The organism is Ruegeria meonggei, from assembly GCF_900172215.1.
Classification (GTDB): Bacteria; Pseudomonadota; Alphaproteobacteria; order Rhodobacterales; family Rhodobacteraceae; genus Ruegeria; species Ruegeria meonggei.
On the sequence record NZ_FWFP01000010.1, the window covers coordinates 26,337 to 48,506 of the forward strand.

The window sequence follows — 22,170 nt, forward strand, 5'->3', positions numbered from 1 at the left end:
CCCACTTCTTCCAAAACTACAGCAAAATGATGGAAAACAGAGCGAATAGTGCATTTTATCCATTACCTGACAATAAAACTCAGGTTGACATAGTCGACTAATTCACTCAGTTATCGAGCCGTACGCGTCGCTCAGACGACGCCTGAGACTTTGTTTCTGACAAGAAAGTGCCGTCCCCATGACCAGATTATTTGCCGCTACCAGCGTTCTCGCCCTTGGAATTGCCTCTGCTGCCATAGCAGCTGATTCGCCTTCTAAGGCTGATGTTCTGAGTACCTACTCTAATATTGCCGAAGCCAATTACGATGACAGCCTGATTGCGGCCAAGTCGCTGCAAGCGGCCGTAAACGCCCTGATCACCGATCCGTCGGACGCAACCCTGAATGCAGCCCGTGCCGCCTGGATCGCGGCGCGTGTGCCCTATCAGCAGACCGAGGTCTACCGTTTCGGAAACGCTATCGTCGATGATTGGGAAGGCAAAGTGAACGCCTGGCCTTTGGATGAAGGCCTGATCGATTACGTGGACTCTTCTTATAGCGGTCCCACTGATGAGAACGAATTTGCCGCGCTGAACGTCATTGCCAATCCCAGTTTTGAGCTGTCGGGCGAAACCATTGACGCCGCCGAGATCACCCCGGAATTGCTGGGCGAGACCCTGCACGAAGCCGACGGAATCGAAGCCAATGTGGCCACCGGCTATCACGCGATTGAATTTCTGCTGTGGGGTCAGGACCTGAACGGTCACGGCACGGGCGCTGGCAACCGCCCCTGGAGCGATTATGCACAGGGCGACGCCTGCACTGGCGGCAATTGCGACCGCCGCGCGCAGTACTTGAGCGCTGCGACCGATCTGCTGGTCAGCGATCTGGAATGGATGGCCGCTCAGTGGGCCGAGGGTGGCGCGGCTCGCGTCGCATTGACCGCTGATGAAGCTGCTGGTGTCAGCGCTATCCTGACCGGCATGGGGTCGCTGTCCTACGGCGAAACCGCAGGTGAGCGTATGCGCCTGGGCCTGATGCTGAACGACCCCGAAGAAGAGCATTCCTGCTTTGCCGACAACACCCATAACGACCACTACTACAATGGCGTTGGCGTTCAGAATGTGTATCTGGGCACCTATACGCGCATTGACGGCACCCCTGTCGACGGTGCCTCTCTGTCCGATCTGGTGATCGCCAGCGACCCGTCTCTGGATGCCGAGATGAAAGTCAAACTGGCAAACACAATGCAGGCTTTGGGCGTTATGAAATCCACTGCCGAAGCGGGATTTGCCTATGACCAGATGTTGGAGCGGGGCAACGAAGGTGGCGAGCTGCTGATCATGGGCGGCGTTAACGGCTTTATCGATCAGACCAAAACCATCGAGCGGATCGTGACCACGCTGCAGCTGGATCAGATCGATTTCGAAGGCTCTGATAGCCTCGACAATCCCGACGCAGTTTTCCAGTAAACCGCCCCCTTCGAGACGCGGCGCTTTCATGCCGCGTCTCGTCAGCGTGGATGCCCGCCGACAGTTTGTCGCGGGACATCTCCAAAATAACCTACTATTATAGTAGGAATTAAAAACCAAAGCACCTCAGCCATGATCGTATGCCACTGCACCAATATCTCAGACACTGACATTCACGCCGCCATCGACTGGATGCGTGCCTCGGATCCCTATACGGTGATTACACCCGGAAAGATCTATCATGCGCTTGGAAAATCGGCGGATTGCGGCGGGTGTATGCCGCTTTTCCTAGACTCCATGCGCTCCAACGATAGGCTGGAAGTCCCCATGCAGCTTCGTGCGCTTCGCAGCGAAGCAACACAGGAGAGTGAATATGAAGGGCGATCCCAAAGTCATCGAATACCTCAACAAATCCCTGCGGCATGAGCTGACCGCGGTCAGCCAGTACTGGCTGCACTATAGGCTTCAGGAGGACTGGGGCCTGGGTCACATGGCCAAGAAAAGTCGCGAGGAAAGCATCGAAGAGATGGGCCACGCGGACAAGTTGGTCGAACGGATCATCTTTCTGGAAGGCCATCCAAATCTGCAAAAGCTCGACCCGCTCAGGATTGGGCAAACCCCGAAGGAAACGCTGGAATGTGACCTTGCAGCGGAACAGGATGCGCGTGCGCTTTATGTAGAGGCACGGGATTACTGCAGAGAAGCGGCGGACTATGCGTCAATGTCCCTGTTCGAGCAATTGATCCGCGATGAGGAAAGCCATATCGACTTTTTGGAAACGCAGCTCGACTTGTATGAAAGGATTGGCGAAGCCAATTATGCGCACCTCAATGCATCGAAAATGGACGAGGAAGAGTAGCCTTTTCGCCGTTTCGGTGGCCGCTCTGGCGGCCACCCCTTGCCTGTCAGCCGAACTGCAAGACCTTCATCTGAATTTTCAGCCGAGAACCTTGGATGAACAGTCCCGGATAGACCGGGCCATTGCCCCGCCGCAGGACTTCACCACCCTTCAACGGTTCGAAGACCTGCCCGCCGGGGCCGCTACCGTCCGTGCGCGTTCGGATGAAGACGCGTTTTCGCAGCCCTCGGCCAACCTCGCCTTTGAGCAGGAGCTGGATTTCAAAGTCGGCAACGGGCTGTTCAAGAAAATCTGGGTTTCTGCGCCATCATCAACACTGGCCTCTGACGGATTGGGTCCGCTTTACAACGCGCGGTCCTGCCAGCGATGCCACATCAAGGATGGGCGCGGCCATACGCCCAACGGCCCCGACGACAACGCGATTTCAATGTTCCTGCGAATCTCGACCCCCGGCGACGCGAAAGACGGGTTTGCTGAGATCGAGGACTATATCGCCACCAGACCCGAGCCGAATTATGGCAGTCAGATGCAGGACCTGGCCCTGCCCGGCCACCCGGCTGAATACAGGCTGGACATTACATACCAAGAGACCTCCGTAACACTGTCGGACGGTGAGACCGTCAATTTGCGCCACCCAACCTACAGGGCAGCTGATCTGGGATACGGTCCGCTGCATCCCGATGCCATGCTCAGCCCACGAGTAGCGCCTCAGATGATCGGGCTGGGCCTGCTTGAGGCGATCCCGGTCCAAGATCTGCTGGCCAATGTCGACCCGGATGATGCGGATGGGGACGGGATTTCCGGACGGCCCAATATCGTCTGGTCGGTCGAATATAACCAACCGATGTTGGGTCGCTTCGGCCACAAGGCCGGCATGCCAACGATCATGGACCAATCGGCAGCGGCCTTCGCCGGGGATATCGGCATCTCTAGCCCTCTCTATCCGGCCGGGCACGGGGACTGCACCCCGGCACAAGTGGATTGCGTGGAAGCGCCTCATGGCGACGGGGACACGCGTGAGTTTGAGGTCGATCAGATCGGCATGGATCTCGTCGCCTTCTACAGCCGCAATCTGGCGGTACCGGCCCGACGGGGCGCAAATGATCCACAGGTATTGCGCGGCAAGCAGGTTTTTCATGAAACCGGATGTGCCTCGTGCCATGCGCCTGCCTTTGTCACCCATCGCATGCAGGATCGGCCCGAGCATAGTTTCCAGTTGATCTGGCCGTACACCGATCTGCTATTGCACGATATGGGCGAGGGTCTGTCGGACAACCGCCCCGAAGCACGCGCGACGGGCCGCGAATGGCGCACACCTCCGCTGTGGGGGATCGGTCTGACGCAGCAGGTTTCGGGCCATACTCAGTTCCTGCACGATGCGCGCGCGCGATCATTGCTCGAAGCCGTTTTGTGGCACGGGGGTGAAGCACAGGCGGCGCGCGATACCGTCGTTTCGATGCCCAAACCCGACCGCGACGCCCTTATCCGCTTTTTGGAGAGCCTCTGACCCATGCGCACCCTTGCCTTAGCCCTTGCTCTGATATTGCCCTTGCACGCACATGCGCAAAATCACGGGCCGATTTTGACCAGCACGGTCGAAACCCATGTGCTGCCGGGATTTGCCGTGCTTTCACAGGCAACCGAGGCACTGACTCAGGCAGCGCAGACAGATTGCTCGCCGGGCTCAGCGAGATTGCAGGCGGCCTATCACACCGCTTTTGACAGCTGGATTTCGGTCAGTCACTTGCGGTTTGGCCCCACTGAAGTGCAGGACCGTGCCTTTTCACTGGCGTTTTGGCCTGACACCAAGGGCTTTACTCCCAAAGCACTGTCCGGTCTGATTGCATCCGAGGACGCGTCCGTTGAAACCCCGGCAGAGTTTGCCGAAACCTCGGTCGCTGGGCGCGGCTTTTTTGCGTTGGAACAGATGCTGTTTGATCCAAAATTCACGGATCAGGGGGCGGCACCGTACCGTTGTGCGTTGATCCAGGCTATCGCCACGGATATCGACAACAACGCCCATGCGATTGATGCCGATTGGGCTATATACGCGATAACCCTGACCCGACCAGGCGAAAGCGGCCCTTACCGGTCCGAAGACGAGGCCATGCAAGAGCTGTATCGAGCCCTGACGACCGGTCTGGAATTCACCGGTGACACTAGACTTGGTCGCCCCATGGGCACATTCGACCGCCCCCGCCCCAACCGCGCTGAAGCGCGACGGTCGGACCGGTCTCTGCGCCATGTGGAGCTGTCGCTGATCGCTCTGCGTGATCTGGCCGCGCATTTGTCGGCGGACTACCCCGGAATCGCAGCCGATCTGGACGCAGCCTTTGCCAAGGCCATCGCCAGTGCGCAATCGCTGGACGATCCCGCCTTGGCCGGGGTTGCCACCCCACAAGGCCGATTCCGGGTTGAGGCATTGCAGCAATCCATCAACGACATCCGCGCTATTGCCTCGGCCGAGCTTGGGCCGACACTGGGCATTAACGCAGGCTTCAACTCGTTGGACGGGGACTGAGCCTTGACCAACCGCCGCCACTTTCTGGCCGGATTGGCCGCTGCAAGCCTTGCGCCGGTACGCGGCTGGGCGTCGGTCGGCGCACCGGACTATCTGGCGGCTGCGCTGTTTCCGGACGGGTCCTATCGGCTCGCCGGGTTGGATATTAACGGAGAAATCCTGTTCACGTTGCCTCTGCCCGCTCGTGGACACGCGGCTGCGGCCCATCCCTATCGGGCGCAAGCGGTGGCCTTTGCCCGCCGCCCCGGTACATTCGCGGTGGTCATTGATTGCACCACTGGCAGGGAAACCGCCCGGCTGGAGGCGCCCAAAAACCGCCATTTCTACGGCCACGGCGTATTTTCCGCAAACGGGAACAAGTTGTTCACCACCGAGAACAACTTTGAGGCCGGTGAGGGTGTAATCGGCATCTGGGACAGTCAAAGCTACACCCGCTTGGGTGAGTTCCCCTCGGGCGGGGTCGGTCCGCATGACATGCGCCTGATGCCGGACGGCCAGACTTTGGTCGTCGCAAACGGCGGCATTGAAACCCACCCCGACACCGGGCGCAGCAAACTGAACCTACCGGTTATGCGGTCCCGGCTAAGCTATCTGAACCTGTCCGGAAGGGTGCTGGAACAGGTGGAACTGCCTCGTGCGATGCATAAGAACTCGATCCGCCATCTCTGCGTACGGCGGGACGGGCTGGTGGGGTTCGCGATGCAATGGCAGGGGGAGACTTCCCAACATCCACCCTTGCTGGGCCTGCACCGGCAGGGTGACGCACCGCACCTGCTGTCTGCGCCCGTGGCCGATCACTCAACGCTGCAGGGCTATGCCGGCAGTATCGCCTTTGCCGGGGACGGCCAAACCGTCGCGATCACCTGCCCGCGTGGCAATGCCTTGCACCGGTTCACTGTCGACGATGGTCAACTTTCAGGTGTTTTTCCGCTTGAGGATGTCTGCGGTCTCGGACCCGGAACCGGCGGATTTGTCTATACGACCGGCACTGGGCTTGTTGGGCGTCTGCGCAACGGCAAGGCCAAGACCTTTGCCCAGCCGCGATGCCAATGGGACAATCACCTGATACCCATTCGCGGACCCGCTTAATCTCGGTTTTCCCCGCCACATAGTTTAGGCTTGGACGAATCAAATTGCTGCCGTATTGGCGGGCGCGAAGCTGACCCTCTGACCGACAAGGATTGACGTGATTGAAACAGACGCCCGACGCACCGCATTCCATTTACGGAGTTGAGAAATGGGGCAAGGGCCTCATCGAGGTGACGGAGCAGGGCGAGATTGGTCTGCGCAACCCCATGGCACCCAAGGCGGCGGCGATCAGCCTGCCGGGTATCCTGAACGATCTGGATCAGCGCGGCATCAAGGCGCCAATGATCCTGCGCATAAGTTCTTATCTGGAACATGAAATCGCCCATATCAATGATAGTTTTGCCGATGCGATTGCCCGCACCGGATACAAGGGCAGCTATCGCGGTGTGTTCCCGATCAAGGTGAACCAGCAGGCGCAGGTCATCGATCGGATCGTCGAGTTCGGCAAGAAATACAGCTACGGGCTTGAGGCGGGGTCGAAACCCGAGCTGGTGATTGCCCTGGCTCATCGACTGGCACATGAAGCGCTGATCGTCTGCAATGGCGTCAAGGATGCGGAATTCATTCAACTGGCCATCCTCAGCCGCAAGATCGGGTTCAATACGGTTATCGTTTTGGAAAGCCCGAAAGAAGCTGACACAGTCATCGAGGTCTATAACGAGCTGGGCATTGAGCCTTTGATCGGCGTGCGCGTAAAACTGACCAACCAGATCAGCGGCAAGTGGGAAGAAAGCTCGGGCGATCGTTCCGCCTTTGGCATGAATACGGATCAACTGGTTGCCGTGGTGGACAAACTGAAAGCAGCCGGCCTGTTGCATTGCCTGAAATTGCAGCATTCGCACCTTGGATCGCAGGTACAGGACGTCAACGATGTGCGCCGCGCAGTGGGTGAGGCCTGCCGCTATTACACCGAGCTGACACGCGAAGGAGTTCCACTGACCCATCTGGATCTTGGTGGTGGCATGGGCGTTGACTATACCGGAGAGAAAAAGGCGGCAGAAAACTCGATCAACTACACGGTCGAGGAATACTGTGCCAACGTCGTGGAAACCGTGGCTTACGCAATGGATGAGGCCAGCGTGGCCCATCCGACGCTGGTCACTGAAAGCGGCCGCGCGGTGGTGGCGACTTCTTCGATGCTGGTGTTCAACGTGCTCGAAAGCACGCTCTATGACGCGCCAAACGGCCCCGAGGTGGAACCAGAGGACCATCACATGGTGTCGGACCTTGCCGCCGTGCACGGATACCTCAGCAGCGACCGCCTGCAGGAATGTTGGAACGACGCCAGTTTTTATCGCAACGAGCTGCGCGCCCTTTTCCGGCGCGGCTATGTCGACCTGCGTCAGATGGCCCGGGCCGAACGCATCTACCTGTCTCTGATGGCGCGGCTCAAGGCGCTGGCCGCCAGCGATGATCTGGACACGGATGTGGACGAACAGCTTGAGAAAGTAGCGGATATCTATCACTGCAACTTCTCGCTGTTCCAATCGCTGCCCGACGTCTGGGCCATCGACCAACTTCACCCAATCGTACCGCTGCAGGGCTTGAACCAAACCCCGGATCGTCGTGCGGTGCTGTCCGACATCACCTGCGACAGCGACGGCAAGATTGACCGGTTCATTCTGGCTGATGGCGTCTCACCCAGCCTGCCGGTGCACTCCCTGCCTGAAGCGGGCGAGTATTTCATGGGCGTCTTCTTTGTCGGCGCCTATCAGGAAACACTGGGCGATCTGCACAATCTGTTCGGTGACACCAATGTGGTCACCATTGACCTGCGTGCTGATGGTGGCTTTGACTTGCTGCATGAACAAGAGGGCGACACGATCAGTCAGGTTCTGTCTTATGTCGAGTTCGATCCAACCGATTGCGTTGCTGCCTTCCGTAAAATGGTGGACGAGGCGATCTCAACCGGTACCCTGAAGGCCAGTGAACGAAAAACCTTGATGAGCGCCTATCGCGATTCAATCAACGGCTACACCTATTACGAATAACCCCCTGAGAGGAGATGACCCCATGGGCACTTTGAGTGGCAAAACACTGGTTGTCGGTGCGGGCGGCGTTTCACACGCGGCCGTGCACAAGATGGCGATGAATTCGGACATCTTCACCGAGATTACGCTGGCTAGCCGCACCAAGTCGAAATGCGACTCCATTGCCACGGCAGTGAAACAACGTGTCGGTGTTGACATCGCCACCGCGGAGCTGGACGCCTATAAGGTCGCGGACACAGTCAAGCTGATCCGTGAAACCGGCGCTGAACTTCTTGTGAACCTTGCCCTGCCCTATCAGGATCTGGTGCTGATGGACGCTTGCCTTGAGGCCGGCATCCACTATCTGGACACCGCGAACTATGAACCCGAGGATGAGGCCAAGTTCGAATACCACTGGCAATGGGCCTATCAGGAGCGGTTCAAACAGGCTGGTCTGACCGCCATTCTCGGCTCGGGCTTCGATCCGGGCGTCACGTCCGTCTTCGCCACATGGCTGAAGAAACACAAGCTGGACACGATCCGCCAGATCGACGTGCTGGATGCCAATGGCGGCACCAACGATCAGGAATTCGCCACCAACTTCAACCCGGAAATCAACCTACGCGAAGTGCTGGCCGAAGTCCGCCACTGGGAAAACGGCACATGGCACCACAGCCCGGCGATGACCCATAAGGTCGAATATGATTTCCCCGCCATCGGGCCAAAGAACATGTACCTGATGTACCATGAGGAATTGGAAAGCCTCAGCACTCACTTCCCCGAGATCGAGCGCGCCCGGTTCTGGATGACCTTTGGCGACGCCTATATCACCCATGCCAAAGTGCTGGAAAACGTCGGCATGACCCGCATTGATCCGGTGATGCATGACGGCAAAGAAATCATCCCGATCCAGTTCCTGAAAACTCTACTGCCCGATCCCGGCGATCTGGGTCAAGAGACCAAGGGCAAAGCCTGTATCGGCGATATCGCCACGGGCCAGGCCAAGGATGGCTCGGGCGAAAAGACCTACTACATCTACAACATCTGCGACCACGAAGAATGCTTTGCCGAGGTCGGATCACAAGCCGTCAGCTACACCACCGGCGTTCCTGCCATGATCGGGGCGGCGCAGGTGCTGAAAGGCAACTGGACCCAACCCGGTGTGTGGAACATGGAGCAGCTTGATCCGGATGACTTCATGGACATGCTGAACGAACACGGACTTCCCTGGCAGGTCCACGAGCTAGACGGCCCGCTCGACTTCTGATCCCTCGGCGCGGTCAGCGCGACCGCCCTGCTTCATCTGGCTAAAAATATCCCGGGGGTCCGGGGGCAGAGCCCCCCGGCCTCTCCATTCAACGGAGATGCTGGTTATGTCCGACATGATGACCACTCAAGCGGGCGATGCCGGTGCTTTCCGCGATTTCGACCTCAACCGCGTGCCAACACCCTGTTTTGTGGTCGACGAAAAAGCCGTCGAGCGCAACCTGAGCATCCTCGCCGAGATCGGCAAGCAGTCCGGGGCACATGTCCTCAGCGCGCTCAAAGCGTTTTCGATGTTCTCGTTGGCGCCGCTGATCCGCCGGCACCTTGGTGGCACCTGCGCCAGCGGTATTTACGAGGCGCGACTGGGTCGTGAAGAATATGGCGGTGAGGTCGCCACCTTCTGCGCCGGGTACAAAGACGCTGACATCGACGAGATCCTGTCATTGTCCGACCACATCATCTTTAATTCTATAGCTCAAAAGGATCGATTCCTGGCCAAAGCCCAAGCAGCAGGTGTGCAGGTCGGTTTGCGCATCAACCCGGAGCATTCCGAGGGCGAGATTGCAAAATACGACCCCTGCGCGCCCTGCTCTCGATTGGGAACCCCGGTCAGGCAATTGACCGAAGAGGTTCTAACCGGAGTCGATGGCCTGCATATGCATACCTTATGTGAGCAGGGGTTCGAACCGTTGCAACGCACATGGCAGGCCGTCGCGCCCAAACTGGCACCTTTCATGGGGCAGCTCAGATGGTTGAATTTCGGCGGCGGGCATCACATCACCCGCGACGACTATGACCGCGAGGGGCTGATCGCCTTCATCAAGACAATCCGCGAGGAACACGCGGTCGAAGTCTATCTTGAACCCGGTGAGGCCGTCGCTTTGGACGCGGGGATTCTGGTCGGTGAAATCCTCGACCTGCCGACCAATGGAATGAACCTCGCGATCACCGATATCTCGGCCACATGCCACATGCCCGACGTGATCGAAGCCCCCTATCGCCCCGCCCTGATGGATGAGGTCGAACCCGGCCATACCTACCGACTGGGCGGGCCGTCTTGTCTGGCAGGCGATGTCATCGGGGACTACACCTGGGACCAACCGTTGCAGATCGGCCAACGCTTTGCCTTTCTTGATCAGGCGCATTACTCGATGGTGAAAACCAACACATTCAACGGCGTCCCCCTGCCCACCATCGCCCTGTGGAACAGCAAAACCGACGAGCTCAACATCATCAGAACCTTCGGCTATGACGACTTCAAGGACCGACTTTCATGAGCATTTTCCTCGACAGTGAACTGACCGCATCTGAACGCTCAGAAGACGCCCGGTTTCGCGTGATCCCAGTGCCACTGGAACGCACCGTTTCTTATGGGTCCGGTACCGCCAAAGGCCCCGAGGCAATCATTGAAGCCAGCAACGAGTTGGAACGCATCACCGGCCACGCCGAGCCATGCGTCGAAGGGATTTTCACCGAAACGCCCGTGGATTGCGACGCCGCCCTGTCCGAGATCATGGAACGCCTCGCCCAACGCACCGAGGCGGCGGTGCGGGCGGGCAAGGTTCCGGTGACATTGGGTGGAGAGCATTCGCTCAGCTATGGCGCGGTCATGGGCGTAGCCCGCGCATTGGGGCAACCGCTCGGCATCGTCCAGATCGACGCCCACGCAGACCTGCGCAATGCCTATCAGGGTGAGAAACACAGCCATGCCTCGGTCATGCATCTGCTGGCTGGAGAAGGCGTCCGACTGGCCCAGTTCGGCGTGCGTGCCTTTTCAAGCGAAGAGGCACAAAGCCGCGCGAAAAACCACGTCTTCCACGTCGACGCCGAGGACTTGGTCACCGGCAACATCCACGCAGTCGACCTGCCCGAGGATTTCCCCAAGCTGGTCTATGTCAGTTTTGATGTCGATGGGCTGGACCCGGCTCTGATGCCCGCCACCGGCACTCCGGTCCCCGGAGGCTTGGGGTATTATCAGGCGCTGCGCCTTGTCGAACACGCTTTGAAAGACCGCAAATGCGTGGGCTTCGATGTGGTCGAGCTGGCCCCCAACGGCAACGCCGCCTGGGATTTTACCGCCGCGCAGATCGTCTATCGCCTGATGGCCGCCTGCTAACCCTCAGCTTTTTCGTTCAGCTCCATATGCCCGTCGCCCTTGTTCAACACACGGCGCAGCATCGGCTCAAAGAACTCCAACGGTTTGGTCGGGTACTCAGGGTCAAACGCTTTCTGATCGTATTCGTGACAGAAGTATCGGCAATCCTCCCAATAGGGGCTATCGCGATACCTGTCGCGGGCGTTGCGGTCGCCGCCGAGGTGATGATTATAGTAATAACCCTGAAACACGCAGTGATGCTTGAGGATCCAATGGGTTTTTTCGCTGACATAGGGCTTCATCATCGCCGCTGACAACTCACCATGATTGTAGGGGGACAGAATATCACCGGTGTCGTGGATCAGCGCGGCGACCACAAGTTCTTCGTCGGCACCATCCTCATAAGCCCGGGTCGCGGCTTGCAGGCTGTGTTCGTAGCGGTTGATTGGATACGGCGTCCAATCCTCATCCAGAGAGCGGATCGCATCCAAAATGCGATCCGGCAGGGCGGCGTTATACGCCTCTTCATACTCCATCACGGCGTCCCAGTCGGCTTTGGTCGCCTGTTCGAAACTGGTCCAGGTGGGTTTATGGCTTTTGTCCAGCATGGCGCGGTCCTTTGGCTGATCTGCTGGCCCGAACGTATCGCTGTTTCGGTATTGAAAAAAATGAATTGATTTTATCAACTTGATCAAAAAATACTGTCACAATGCAGATCAAAGCCATCGAGACTTTTCTATGCGTCGCCGATACCGGTGGCTTCCATGCGGCAGCTCGCAAACTGAACGTGACCCAAACCGCGGTCAGCGCCCGCATCCGGCTGATCGAAGAGGAAACCGGAAAACCCCTGTTCACCCGAGGGGCCGGGGGCACCAGTCTGACTGAGTTCGGTCAACAGTTCCGCCCCTATGCCGAGCAGATGATATCGCTTTGGTCCTTTGCATCCCGGGATTTGCCTACACAGACGCAAAACCGCACCGCACTGCGTCTTGGCGCACAGCTTAGCATCTGGGACCCCCTGCTGGTCGATTTGGCTGTGCAGTTCGAGCTACACTTTGGTCAACTGTTGCTGACGCTCAATTACGACCATGATCTGAACATGGTCGAAGCCGTCGCCACCCATGTTCTGGACGCGGCATTGACCCATGAACGCCCGCTGGACCCGAGGGTTCAATCCCATGACCTGGGCCCGGAACGCCTGATACTGGTGACAACGCCTGTCCCGGTCGACCCTGTTTTCGTCAATCTGGAACTGGGCGAGATCTATCAGGATCACGTCCGCTCGGCTGCGCGGCGTGCCACGGGACAGACGGTTTTTCTGGGCAATTGCATGATGGCTCTGCGCTATGTCTTGCGCCGGGGTGGAACTGGGTATTTCCCGGAATATGTCATCCGCGATCAGATATTGGCAGGTGATCTTGCCCCCGTCGCCGGGGCAATGGAACTGTTGCTACCGCATTACCTGGTAACTCGCAAAGGCAGCACTACGGCGGCCGACATTTTGACCTGCCTGACCGATTTGCGCAAAGACGATCAGGCCTGAGGCACCGCCCCGTTTGCCCCTCGCGATCTGGCCGGCACCAGAGGGCGCCCCGCGATCAGCAGAAAAAAGCACGAAATCAGAATGCCCATAATCGCAGGCAAGTATAACAATATCCAGAGCTTTGGGTCATCGATTACCACCGGCGAGACAAAGCCGCGCACACCTTCCAGCAAGATCAGGATCGTGAAAGCGCCCAGTATCTGAGGCCACAGCCCAAAACGGGAAAAACTACCCAGCATCAGCGTTGCATAGCCCGCCATAGCCACCGCGATACAGATGGCAATCCAGGAAAACCGCTGATGTAACTCGTCGATCAGCTCACCCTCGGTAAACCCTTCGGCGGCACTGATGGTGTCGCGGTACTGCAAAAGCTCAAACGTGGGAACTGCCTCGAGACTGCGTTCAGCCGTGCTGCTGGTATTGGTCAGCGCGGAAATATCGTAGGACGCATCCTCGAACAGGGTCGAGGACAATACCCTGCCCTGCTGGTCCAGGCGCAGGGCGATGCCATCCACCATTACCAGGTGAATACCGGCACCGTTGTTGACCAGATAGGCCGTTTTGCTGGAGTAGCTGACCGGATTTTGCCCGACACGACGGTCGGAAACGAACACCTCATGCAACGTGCCGTCAAGGTCAATCCTACCGATATAGACGGTCACACCTTGTGTCGGGTGCAGAAATTCGCCCTCATTCAGCAGCTGAGCTGTCACGTCGCCGGCAACTTCGGCTTGGCGCTGTTCCAGCTGTTCAACAGAAGCTGGGCGCAGAAACACACTGATGACAGCCATCATCAACCCCGCCACAAGGCCGAACAGAAACACCGCGCGCGCCAAGCGCCACGGGCTGGAACCGGTGGCCAGCATCACAGTCAGCTCGCTTTCGCGGCTCAACCGGTTGGTGGCATAGACCGCAGCAGCAAACACCGCCATGGGCATGACAGTCCGGATCAGTGTCGGCAGGGTCAGCGCGGTGAACTCCAGAAACACCATGGCCGATTGGCCGCCGCTGATCACACGATCAAACAGGCTAACGGATCGCGTGATCCAAAACACGCCCACCAGAACCAGGGTGAAAAAGCCGAACAGAATCAGCAGTTGCCGCAGGAAATAACCATCAAAGCGCGACATGTAACTCCATCCGTCTGTTCACGTTCCAGCGGACAGTATTCCATTCGCAGGATCGAGGAAACCGCCATTGAAAGGCACGCGAGAATTTGCGTTGCGAAAGCGCCTGCTTGTTTTGTGATTTCCGGGATATGGCAGGGGCAGCAGGGTTCGAACCCGCGACCTACGGTTTTGGAGACCGTCGCTCTACCAACTGAGCTATACCCCTATGGTGCGCATCAGATATGCCAGCCGTGCGGCGGACTCAAGAGGCTTTTTCATTTTCCACCACCCTTGTGCAATCGACAAACAAGTTGCGCGCGGCGATGAGTTCTATAAGACACGTTTTGGCCAGACCAGGGGACACCATCCGTGAGTATCCGCAAAAAGATCGCCGACAGCGAAGCCGTTCTGAACTGGGCGGCGCGGCGTATTGCGGGTTATATCCGGATGGTCAATCGCAACACAAACTGGCAACGCATCGGGTACGAGGAGCTGGATCAGCTTGCCGAACAGGGCGAGCCAGTCATCGTGGTGCTGTGGCATCAACGGCTGGCGCAATCGCCTTATTTCTTTCCGTTGGACAAGGGGCGCATTTGCTCGATCACCTCAGCCGCGCGGGCGGGCAGCATGGTGGGTCGGGTGCAGCAGCTTTTCGGCATGGATACGATTGCCATGTCCAGCCACAAACGCCATGTCGCCCTGTCGCGCGAAGTGCTGGGCAAGATAAAACAAGGCGTCTCGATTGGGATCGCCGCCGACGGACCACGCGGCCCGGAACGCATATCGTCAACCGTGCCGCTGATCTGGGCACGAACATCTGGCAAGCGGATATTTGGCATCACCTATTCGGCCAAACACGGGCGTGAGGCCGGGACATGGGATCGCCTGTTGATGCCGCGACCCTGGCGGAATGAGGGCGTCTTTATATGTCGTGAATGGACTGATCCGGTGCCGCGCAAGGCTGACGAGGAACAGATCGAGGTTTTGCGCCAAAGCCTGGAGCAGCATATGAACGACATCACCGCCGAAGCTGACCGCATGGTCGGGCGCGAACCCTGGGCGCCGGAAGTCTAGCCGCCTCTTAATCGTTGCATCAGGTAGACTTCGCTGCCTTCGGGGATCGGTTCAGTCAATCCTGTGGCAATGACGCGCCCATCGATGGCGATGGACACGCCTGCATCAATCGGCCCCTGCAGCTGTGGATGCGCACGAACCAGTTCCTTCAGCAGATCACCGGTGGTCTTGGCCTGAACTTCAATCACCTGCTGACCCCCGGTCAAAGACCGGAGGCCGGACCATAGGTGGACCTCAACCATTGTCCTTCAACGCCGCCAGAATACGCGGCGGTGACATCGGCAGCTGCCGCATGCGCACACCGGCCGCATGCGACACCGCATTGGCGATGGCCGCCAGTGGCGGTACGATGCCGGTTTCGCCGACACCGCGTACACCAAACGGGTGGCCGGGGTTGGGCACTTCGACAATCACCGTGTCGATCATTGGCAAGTCGCTGGCAACTGGGATGCGGTAATCGAGGAAGATCGAGTTCTGCAAGCGGCCATCGTCACCATATATATATTCCTCGTTCAGCGCCCAGCCGATGCCTTGTGCGGCGCCGCCCTGATACTGACCTTCGACATAGGTCGGGTGGATGGCCTTGCCGGCGTCCTGAATGACCGTGTAACGCGTGACCGAAGTTTTACCGGTCTCCGGGTCGACCTCTGCATCGACGATATGGGTGCCAAAGGACACGCCTGCGCCTTCGGGCGTGGCCTCGAAATGGCCTGATATCGGACCGCCGGTCGATCCCATGTCCGCTGTGATATCGGCCAGCGGCATCGGATCGAAATCGCCTGCATTGGGCCCAGAGGGCACCGCGCAGCCATCTTCCCATTTCACCGCATCCACCGGGATACCCCATTTGGCCGCAGCCCGTTCACTGAGCTTTTCAACCGCATGTTTCGCAGCCTTGATGGTTGCCAGGCCGCTGGCATAGGTCACGCGTGAGCCGTGGCTGACGTCATTGTATCCCAGCGTCGCCGTGTCCGCGATGGTGACCCGGATATTCTCGTAGGGAATGCCCAGAACCTCAGCCGCCATCAGTGCCATCGAGGCGCGCGACCCGCCAATATCGGGCGTGCCGACCATCAGTTGGGCCGAGCCGTCCTCGGACAAGGCCAGAGACACCGATGTCTCGCCACCGTGGTTGAACCAGAAGCCACAGGAAATCCCCCGCCCCTGCCCCGGCTTCAGCGGGGCCGAGTAGTGCGGATGCGCCTTGGCGGCCACAAGCGTTTCGACCAGACCGATGCGTTCGTAGCGCGGGCCATAGCTGGCCTTGGTGCCCTCATGCGCTGCGTTTTTCAGGCGCACGTCGACCGGATCGAGATCCAGTTTCTTGCACAGCTCGTCAATCACCGACTCGACCGCGAAGGCTCCCATTGGCGCACCCGGCGCGCGGTAGGCTGCCTGTTTCGGGCGGTTGGCCATCACATCATAACCGATCTGCTTGACGTTGGTCAGGTTATAGGGCGCGAATGCGCACATGGCAGTCATGTCCCCCGGCGCACCCGGGAAGGCGCCGCCCTGCAGGCGGAACACGCCTTGCGCGGCCGTGATCGTCCCATCCTTCTTCATCCCGATCTTGATATCCATCGACGCAGAGGAGGTCGGACCAGTCGCCCGGAACACTTCGGAACGCGTCATCACCAGTTTAACCGGGCGGTTGGCCTTGCGGCTCAGCGCCAGAGCGACAGGTTCGATGAACACGGTGGTCTTGCCACCAAAACCACCGCCAATCTCGGACGCGGTCACGCGCAGTTGCGAGGTCTCGATGCCCAACAACGCGGCACAGGTCTTTTGCGCAATCCAGTGACCTTGGGTGGTGCACCAAAGCTCGCCTTTGCCGTCATTGCCCAGCATGGCCAGACAGGCGTGCGGCTCAATATAACCTTGATGAGTCGCCTCGGTGACAAAGCTGTCTTCGATCACCAGATCGGCTTCGGCAAACCCTGCCTCGACATCGCCGTGGCCGCTATCGTGATAGCGTACGACGTTCGGGTGCATCCCTTCAGGTACGGAATAGTCCGCAGCGCCTTCGCGAATGACCGGTGCATCAGTGGCCATCGCCTTGTCCACGTCGGTGACGTGGGGCAGCACCTCATACTCAACCTCGATCAGCTTAAGTGCATCGCGTGCCGCCAGCGCCGAGGTTGCAGCGATAGCCGCCACAGCATGCCCATCATAAAGGGCCTTTTCACCCGCCATGACGTTTTCCAGCACGTTCCAGAACTCGCCTTCCAGACCGGGTTTGAACAGTACATCGGCAAAGTCCGCGCGTGTGACGACAGCTTTGACGTCCTTATGCGCCTCAGCCTTCGACGCGTCGATCTTCACGATCCGCGCGTGAGCATGGGGTGAGCGCAAAACCGCACCAAACAGCATGCCCGGCGCTGAGATATCCGCCCCGAACTTGGCGCGGCCAGTGACCTTGTCCAAACCATCCGGACGGTTCGGGCGGGTGCCCACAAATGTGAAACCTGATTTACGATCGTCGAGTGCCATTACGAAGCCTCCCGCAGCTCTGCCGCCGTTTCCATCACGGCACGAATGATCTTGTCATATCCGGTGCAGCGGCAGAGGTTGCCTGCCAGCCAATACCGGGTTTCTTCCTCGGTCGGGTTGGGGTTTTTCTCCAACAGCGACTTGGCCGCGACCAGAATGCCCGGCGTGCAGATGCCGCATTGAAGGGCTGCATGTTCGATGAACTTCTGCTGTAGCGGGTGCAGGACGTCGCCCTCGGCGATGCCTTCGACGGTTTCGATCTGCTTGCCGTCAGCCTCGACCCCCAGCATCAGGCAGGAACAGACCAGACGGCCATCGACCGTGACCGAACACGCGCCGCAATCGCCGGTGCCGCAGCCTTCTTTGGCGCCGGTCAGGTTCAGCTTGTCGCGCAGACAGTCCAGCAGAGTTTCGCGCGGGTCGCAGAGATACTCAACCGTGTCCCCGTTCACGGTGGTGGATACGTGGAATTTGCTCATGCTTGTTCTCCCTTGGCACGGGCATAGGCGATTTTCGCAGCGCGTGTTGCCAGAACACCGGATACCTCAGTGCGGAATGCGATGGTTCCGCGCTTGTCATCGATTGGGTTGCAGGCAGCAGACGCAGCCGCGGCCAAGGCATCCAGCGCAGCCTCATCCAGCGTGCTGCCGATGATGGCCTTGGCACAGTCTTCAACCAGCAAAACGGTCGGGGCCACGGCCCCCAGCGAGACGCGCGCCTCGGTGATTGTGTCACCCTCCAGACGCAGGTTCACGCCGACGCCAACCACGGCGATGTCCATCTCAGTCCGTGGGATAAAACGCAGATAGGCGTCACCGCCGTTTGCCCCGCGTGCGGGGATGTTCACAGCCGATATCAGCTCACCCTTGTTCAGCGCGGTTCTACCGGGGCCGGTGGGGATGTCTTCAACGGCAACCTCGCGACTACCATCCGGGCCGGTCACCGTGACGGTCACGCCGGCGGCAACCATTGCCGGTACGGAATCTGCGGCAGGCGATCCGTTGCACAGGTTGCCGGTCAGCGTCGCGCGGCCCTGCACCTGGGTGGACCCGATCAGGTCCATCGCCTCAACCACGCCGGGCCAGTCGCGGACCAGTTCGGCGTGTTCGCTCATCTCGGCACCGGTGGCGGCGACGCCAATTGTCCAACTGCCGTCGGCATTGCGGGTGATGTCTTGCACGCCGTTGATTTTCTTGATGTCGATCAGCGTATTAGGCGTCACCAAGTCTGAGCGCAGCTGCACCAAAACATCGGTGCCGCCTGCCAAAAACCGTGTGGTGCCCGTCGCGTTCGCGGCAAGTGCCGACGCCTCGGCAAAGCTGGCGGGGCTGTGATAGTCCATGAAAATACCTCGCACCTGTTGATCAGGATTCACTGGGGTTCGCAGGGGACGTTAGTGCAGCAACCCAACGGCGTCCATGGCTGGAACGACCAAATTTTGCGTTTCAGAATGTCGTTTCCTGACCTCAGGTCACAGATCGATCTCGATCACTCCGCCTGGTTGGGCCGCGCGGCTCTGGCACAGGATGATCGCACCCTCGCGTTGCTTGTTGGACAGGACAAAATCGCGGTGCTCGATCTCACCTGAAATCACGCCGCATTTGCAGACCCCGCAAATCCCGTCCGAGCATTTCACATCGACGTGAATACCCGCCTCATTCAACACCTGCGCGGCGTCCTTGGTTTCTGGCACAGTCAGTTCCTGACCGGATTGCCGCAGTTTCAGGGTGAACGGGTGGTTCTCATACTCCGGCTGTTCGGGAACCGAGAAATACTCAAGATGACGTGCCTCGTCCGGGAAACCCTCACGCTGTGCCGCTTGGATGACCCCGTCCATATAGCGGTCGGGCCCGCAGGTATAAACGTGCCAACCGTCCTGATAGCCCGACAGGATCGCATCCAGATTGGCGCGGGTGCCTTCATCCGAGAAATGGAAATGCACATGATCCGCCCAGGGCATCGCCGCCAGATCGTCCAGATACCCGGCCACTGCCCGTGTGCTGGCGGAATAGTGCAGAGCGAAAGGTTTGCCCAGGGCATGCAAACGCTGAGCGAAAGCGATCATCGGGGTGATCCCGATACCGCCCCCCATCAGGAATGATTTGGTCGCTGTTTCGTCCAGTTCGAAATGGTTGATGGGTTTTGAGATAAAGACCTTGCGCCCCTCGTTAAAGATACGGTGCAACAAGGCTGACCCGCCACGTCCCTCATCCTCACGCAAGACGCCGATCTGATAAGTAGACCGATCAGAAGGGTCGCCAGACATCGAATACTGACGCAGGAATTCCGGCGCGACCAGCACATCCAAATGCGCCCCGGCGGTCCAGCCGGGCAGGTCTGTGCCATCAAGGGTTGCGAACTCGTATTTCGTCACATCCGCCGTCATCCGGTCAACCTTGGACAATTCAACCCGCATCACCGGCGCGTCACCGGCAATGGTATAGCGGTGGACAACAGATTGATCTCCGGCAGTTTTGCGGGCCTTGTAATCGTCGGCGGTCACCAGTGCCTCATAGGCGGCAATCCCTGCCTCGCGGTCCATCGCAAAGGGATAGGGCCAGGGATGAGGGGCCAGATAGGCGGGATAGACGGCCAGGGTCTGATCTTCGTATTTCAGGTCCAGATCGGTTTGCAGCCCCCGCCGGTTCAGCGGGTGTGCCGTCGGGCGGTAAGACCCGTCAGCCTGCAGTTCGATATCCCACCACCATTTCTTGGTGTCGTTCAACCCGCCATTGCCCACCATATCGTCCAGTTTCGCCAATGCAGGCGCGGCGGACGGGAGGTTCATCGCGGCCCATCGGAACGGGCGTTCCTTGAAAATCCCTTCAAGGTTCCACGGGCAGGTCTTCATACACCGCCCGCACATCGCGCCACCTGGGGTGGTGATCCGGTAGGTGGCGCATTTCTGGCTGTCGGATTTCCAGATCTCATAGCCGTTGAACATCAGCTTTGGACCCGCAGTGATGGCCCCGGACGGACATTCCCGCGCGCATTTGTTGCACGATTCGCAAAAGCTCTGCAGGCCGAAATCAATCGGCTTGTCATGCGCCATTGGCATGTCCGTGGTCACCGCCCCTGATTTCAGACGCGGTCCCAGATAGGGGTTCAGAATGACCTCCCCAATGCGGCTGACCTCACCCAGGCCCGATAACAGCAGCAGCGGCGGTTGCAGCACCTCGCCATCCATTACCGTATGCGCCCTGGCCTTGTAACCGAGGTTGCGGATCTGTTGCGCAATCACCCCGCCCAGCAAAGAAAAACGCAGATAGGCGCGCATGGATTGGGCAACGCTGATCCAATCGTCGCCGCTGGCCCCCTCCATCGTTTCATAGCCCTGATCGATGATCATGCTGATGGCTTGATCATGGGGCGGCGTGATTTCCTCGCCGGTTGCGTCGTGGGAATACCAAGCCCAGTCTGGGCATCGGCTTAGCCCCACCGCATCCACACCCAGGAAATAGGTTGCGGCCTTGATATTGGCCGCATTGCGCTGGGCATCGGTTGGCGGAGCAACATCCGCTGTTTCTCCATCCTGCAGCAGCACAAAGGCGCCCAGAGCCCGCCGTTGGGCAAAACTGGGGGCGGCCTTGCGTACGTAATGCCCGCCCTTTGCTGCGTCCTGCAGCGCCTTGCCCATATCCCCGAATTGCGCCCGCGCGAACATGTCCGCCCGTTTGGGGACACGGGCGACGTTTTCCTCGTCGATATAGGTGGTTGGAGTATCCACGCGTTTCAGTTTTTCGAACGGATGTGCCCCGTCCATGTAACGCCGCTTGGCATAAGGATCGCGGTTCAGCGCGTTCTTGGCAAATCCTGTCCCCAGCCACCACGCAGGCCCCTGCGTGCGAAACCACGGCTGCTGGTCCATCGGCACCAAGGGCTGATCATGGGTAATCTCTATCTCGGTTGTTACGGCGGCCAAACCGAACCGTTTGCCCAGCCACGGCACCACGACCTCTCCGTCTTCAACCGAGGCCAAGCCTGCGGCAACGGCCAGCTTGCCCAGGTCAACCTCGGACGACATCGCCGTGTGCAGACGCGCGTCAAACCCCAGCAGACGGATGTAATTGGCAAGAACCACCGCATTCTCGGTCGCCAGCAAACAGGCACGATGATCCTGCGCATCGGCGATCCAGTCTGCCCCCGGCTCATCCGGATCAGGGTCGCGGTTATGTTCGTACAGAAACACGATGGCGTGGCGGTGTGTGGCCATCGGTTTGGGTGCGGCCTCCATGCTCTCCTTGAGATCCGCCATGATCAGATCGATCCCCGAGGCCAGCGTCTTGGTCTGCCGCGTCTTCAACGCGTGGGCTAGACGGTCGATATCAGGGTTGCGGCGGGGCTCATTCAACATCGCTTCGGGCGGTAGGGGGCCGCAGCCCATCATCGAGGCATCGTTGAAATACCCAAACGCCTTTAGGTGGTTGGCGCGTTCGGTCGGGTCAGACGGCACATCCGACGGCACCGGGTTCACGAACCCGTCGCGGATGGTATCCATCATCGCCTGGAACTCCCCCATCGCATTGACGATATTGTCCGGCTGATCGGGGCGATGAAAGCTTAGCACCGGCATTGGCTGCACCAAACTCAGATCCGGCATCTGACCTTGCCGTTCCAGCCGTTCCAGCGGATAGGAGCCCATATGGACCGGCCGGTTCTTGTCTGAGAAAAAGCGGGTCCCCATCGCGTGCCTCCAGTTGCTGA

Annotated in this window: 19 protein-coding genes and 1 tRNA gene; 12 read left to right on the forward strand and 8 right to left on the reverse strand. The window is 59.1% G+C overall.

Going from position 1 to position 22,170, the window contains the following annotated elements; genetic code table 11:
• Positions 1–178 precede the first annotated feature (178 nt).
• The 10 genes from RUM8411_RS16040 (at position 179) to speB (ending at position 11,271) form a co-directional block, all read left to right on the forward strand.
• Positions 179–1,450, forward strand: a complete 1,272-nt coding sequence (locus RUM8411_RS16040; protein WP_085823734.1) for an imelysin family protein — start codon at positions 179–181, stop codon at positions 1,448–1,450.
• 132 nt (positions 1,451–1,582) lie between these two features.
• Positions 1,583–1,876 (forward strand): (2Fe-2S)-binding protein, encoded by a 294-nt coding sequence (locus tag RUM8411_RS16045; protein WP_085823735.1) that lies wholly within the window; start codon positions 1,583–1,585, stop codon positions 1,874–1,876.
• Positions 1,824–2,309 carry a bacterioferritin gene (gene bfr, locus RUM8411_RS16050; protein ID WP_085823736.1) on the forward strand — a complete coding sequence of 162 codons (486 nt, stop codon included), beginning with the start codon at positions 1,824–1,826 and terminating at the stop codon, positions 2,307–2,309. Before RUM8411_RS16045 ends, bfr begins: the two co-directional genes overlap by 53 nt.
• Entirely contained in the window at positions 2,281–3,816 is a 1,536-nt protein-coding gene (locus RUM8411_RS16055; protein WP_200818594.1) for a di-heme oxidoreductase family protein, read from the forward strand. The genes bfr and RUM8411_RS16055 overlap by 29 nt, the downstream gene beginning before the upstream one ends.
• Positions 3,817–3,819: 3 nt before the next feature.
• Positions 3,820–4,830: an imelysin family protein gene (locus tag RUM8411_RS16060; protein ID WP_085823738.1), complete on the forward strand. Its 1,011-nt coding sequence runs from the start codon at positions 3,820–3,822 to the stop codon at positions 4,828–4,830.
• A 3-nt stretch (positions 4,831–4,833) separates the two neighbouring features.
• The gene (locus RUM8411_RS16065) at positions 4,834–5,919 is read left to right on the forward strand and encodes a DUF1513 domain-containing protein (protein WP_085823739.1); all 1,086 of its coding nucleotides are present in this window, start codon (positions 4,834–4,836) and stop codon (positions 5,917–5,919) included.
• A 101-nt stretch (positions 5,920–6,020) separates the two neighbouring features.
• Entirely contained in the window at positions 6,021–7,910 is a 1,890-nt protein-coding gene (gene speA / locus RUM8411_RS16070; protein WP_085823740.1) for a biosynthetic arginine decarboxylase, read from the forward strand.
• A gap of 22 nt (positions 7,911–7,932) precedes the next feature.
• Positions 7,933–9,156 carry a saccharopine dehydrogenase family protein gene (locus tag RUM8411_RS16075; protein WP_085823741.1) on the forward strand — a complete coding sequence of 408 codons (1,224 nt, stop codon included), beginning with the start codon at positions 7,933–7,935 and terminating at the stop codon, positions 9,154–9,156.
• A 106-nt stretch (positions 9,157–9,262) separates the two neighbouring features.
• Positions 9,263–10,432 (forward strand): carboxynorspermidine decarboxylase, encoded by a 1,170-nt coding sequence (gene nspC, locus RUM8411_RS16080; RefSeq protein ID WP_085823870.1) that lies wholly within the window; start codon positions 9,263–9,265, stop codon positions 10,430–10,432.
• Positions 10,429–11,271 (forward strand): agmatinase, encoded by an 843-nt coding sequence (gene speB, locus RUM8411_RS16085; protein WP_085823742.1) that lies wholly within the window; start codon positions 10,429–10,431, stop codon positions 11,269–11,271. Before nspC ends, speB begins: the two co-directional genes overlap by 4 nt.
• On the opposite strand, the gene RUM8411_RS16090 is transcribed toward speB, so the two are convergent.
• Positions 11,268–11,858 (reverse strand): HD domain-containing protein, encoded by a 591-nt coding sequence (locus RUM8411_RS16090; protein ID WP_085823871.1) that lies wholly within the window; start codon positions 11,856–11,858, stop codon positions 11,268–11,270. The two genes, speB and RUM8411_RS16090, sit on opposite strands and share 4 nt — an antisense overlap.
• Before the next feature lie 101 nt (positions 11,859–11,959).
• On the opposite strand from RUM8411_RS16090, the gene RUM8411_RS16095 reads away from it, so the two are divergent.
• Positions 11,960–12,793 (forward strand): LysR family transcriptional regulator, encoded by an 834-nt coding sequence (locus tag RUM8411_RS16095; protein ID WP_085823743.1) that lies wholly within the window; start codon positions 11,960–11,962, stop codon positions 12,791–12,793.
• Here the strand turns inward: RUM8411_RS16095 and lptF are convergent.
• Both lptF and RUM8411_RS16105 read right to left on the reverse strand, forming a co-directional pair.
• A complete protein-coding gene (gene lptF / locus RUM8411_RS16100) occupies positions 12,784–13,923 on the reverse strand; it encodes an LPS export ABC transporter permease LptF (RefSeq protein ID WP_085823744.1) in 1,140 nt (379 codons plus the stop codon). The two genes, RUM8411_RS16095 and lptF, sit on opposite strands and share 10 nt — an antisense overlap.
• Before the next feature lie 129 nt (positions 13,924–14,052).
• Positions 14,053–14,128: transfer RNA gene (locus RUM8411_RS16105), tRNA-Trp, on the reverse strand.
• 143 nt (positions 14,129–14,271) lie between these two features.
• Between RUM8411_RS16105 and RUM8411_RS16110 the strand changes: the two genes are divergently transcribed.
• Positions 14,272–14,976, forward strand: a complete 705-nt coding sequence (locus RUM8411_RS16110; RefSeq protein WP_085823745.1) for a lysophospholipid acyltransferase family protein — start codon at positions 14,272–14,274, stop codon at positions 14,974–14,976.
• Here RUM8411_RS16110 and RUM8411_RS16115 read toward each other — a convergent pair.
• The 5 genes from RUM8411_RS16115 to RUM8411_RS16135 form a co-directional block, all read right to left on the reverse strand.
• Entirely contained in the window at positions 14,973–15,218 is a 246-nt protein-coding gene (locus tag RUM8411_RS16115) for a MoaD/ThiS family protein (protein ID WP_085823746.1), read from the reverse strand. The genes RUM8411_RS16110 and RUM8411_RS16115 overlap by 4 nt on opposite strands.
• Positions 15,211–17,466 (reverse strand): xanthine dehydrogenase family protein molybdopterin-binding subunit, encoded by a 2,256-nt coding sequence (locus tag RUM8411_RS16120; RefSeq protein WP_085823747.1) that lies wholly within the window; start codon positions 17,464–17,466, stop codon positions 15,211–15,213. The genes RUM8411_RS16115 and RUM8411_RS16120 overlap by 8 nt, the downstream gene beginning before the upstream one ends.
• Positions 17,466–17,945 carry a (2Fe-2S)-binding protein gene (locus tag RUM8411_RS16125; protein WP_085823748.1) on the reverse strand — a complete coding sequence of 160 codons (480 nt, stop codon included), beginning with the start codon at positions 17,943–17,945 and terminating at the stop codon, positions 17,466–17,468. The genes RUM8411_RS16120 and RUM8411_RS16125 overlap by 1 nt, the downstream gene beginning before the upstream one ends.
• Positions 17,942–18,808, reverse strand: coding sequence for an FAD binding domain-containing protein (locus RUM8411_RS16130; protein ID WP_085823872.1), 867 nt, complete (start codon positions 18,806–18,808; stop codon positions 17,942–17,944). Before RUM8411_RS16130 ends, RUM8411_RS16125 begins: the two co-directional genes overlap by 4 nt.
• A 129-nt stretch (positions 18,809–18,937) precedes the next feature.
• Entirely contained in the window at positions 18,938–22,150 is a 3,213-nt protein-coding gene (locus RUM8411_RS16135; RefSeq protein WP_085823749.1) for a reductive dehalogenase, read from the reverse strand.
• Positions 22,151–22,170 lie beyond the last annotated feature (20 nt).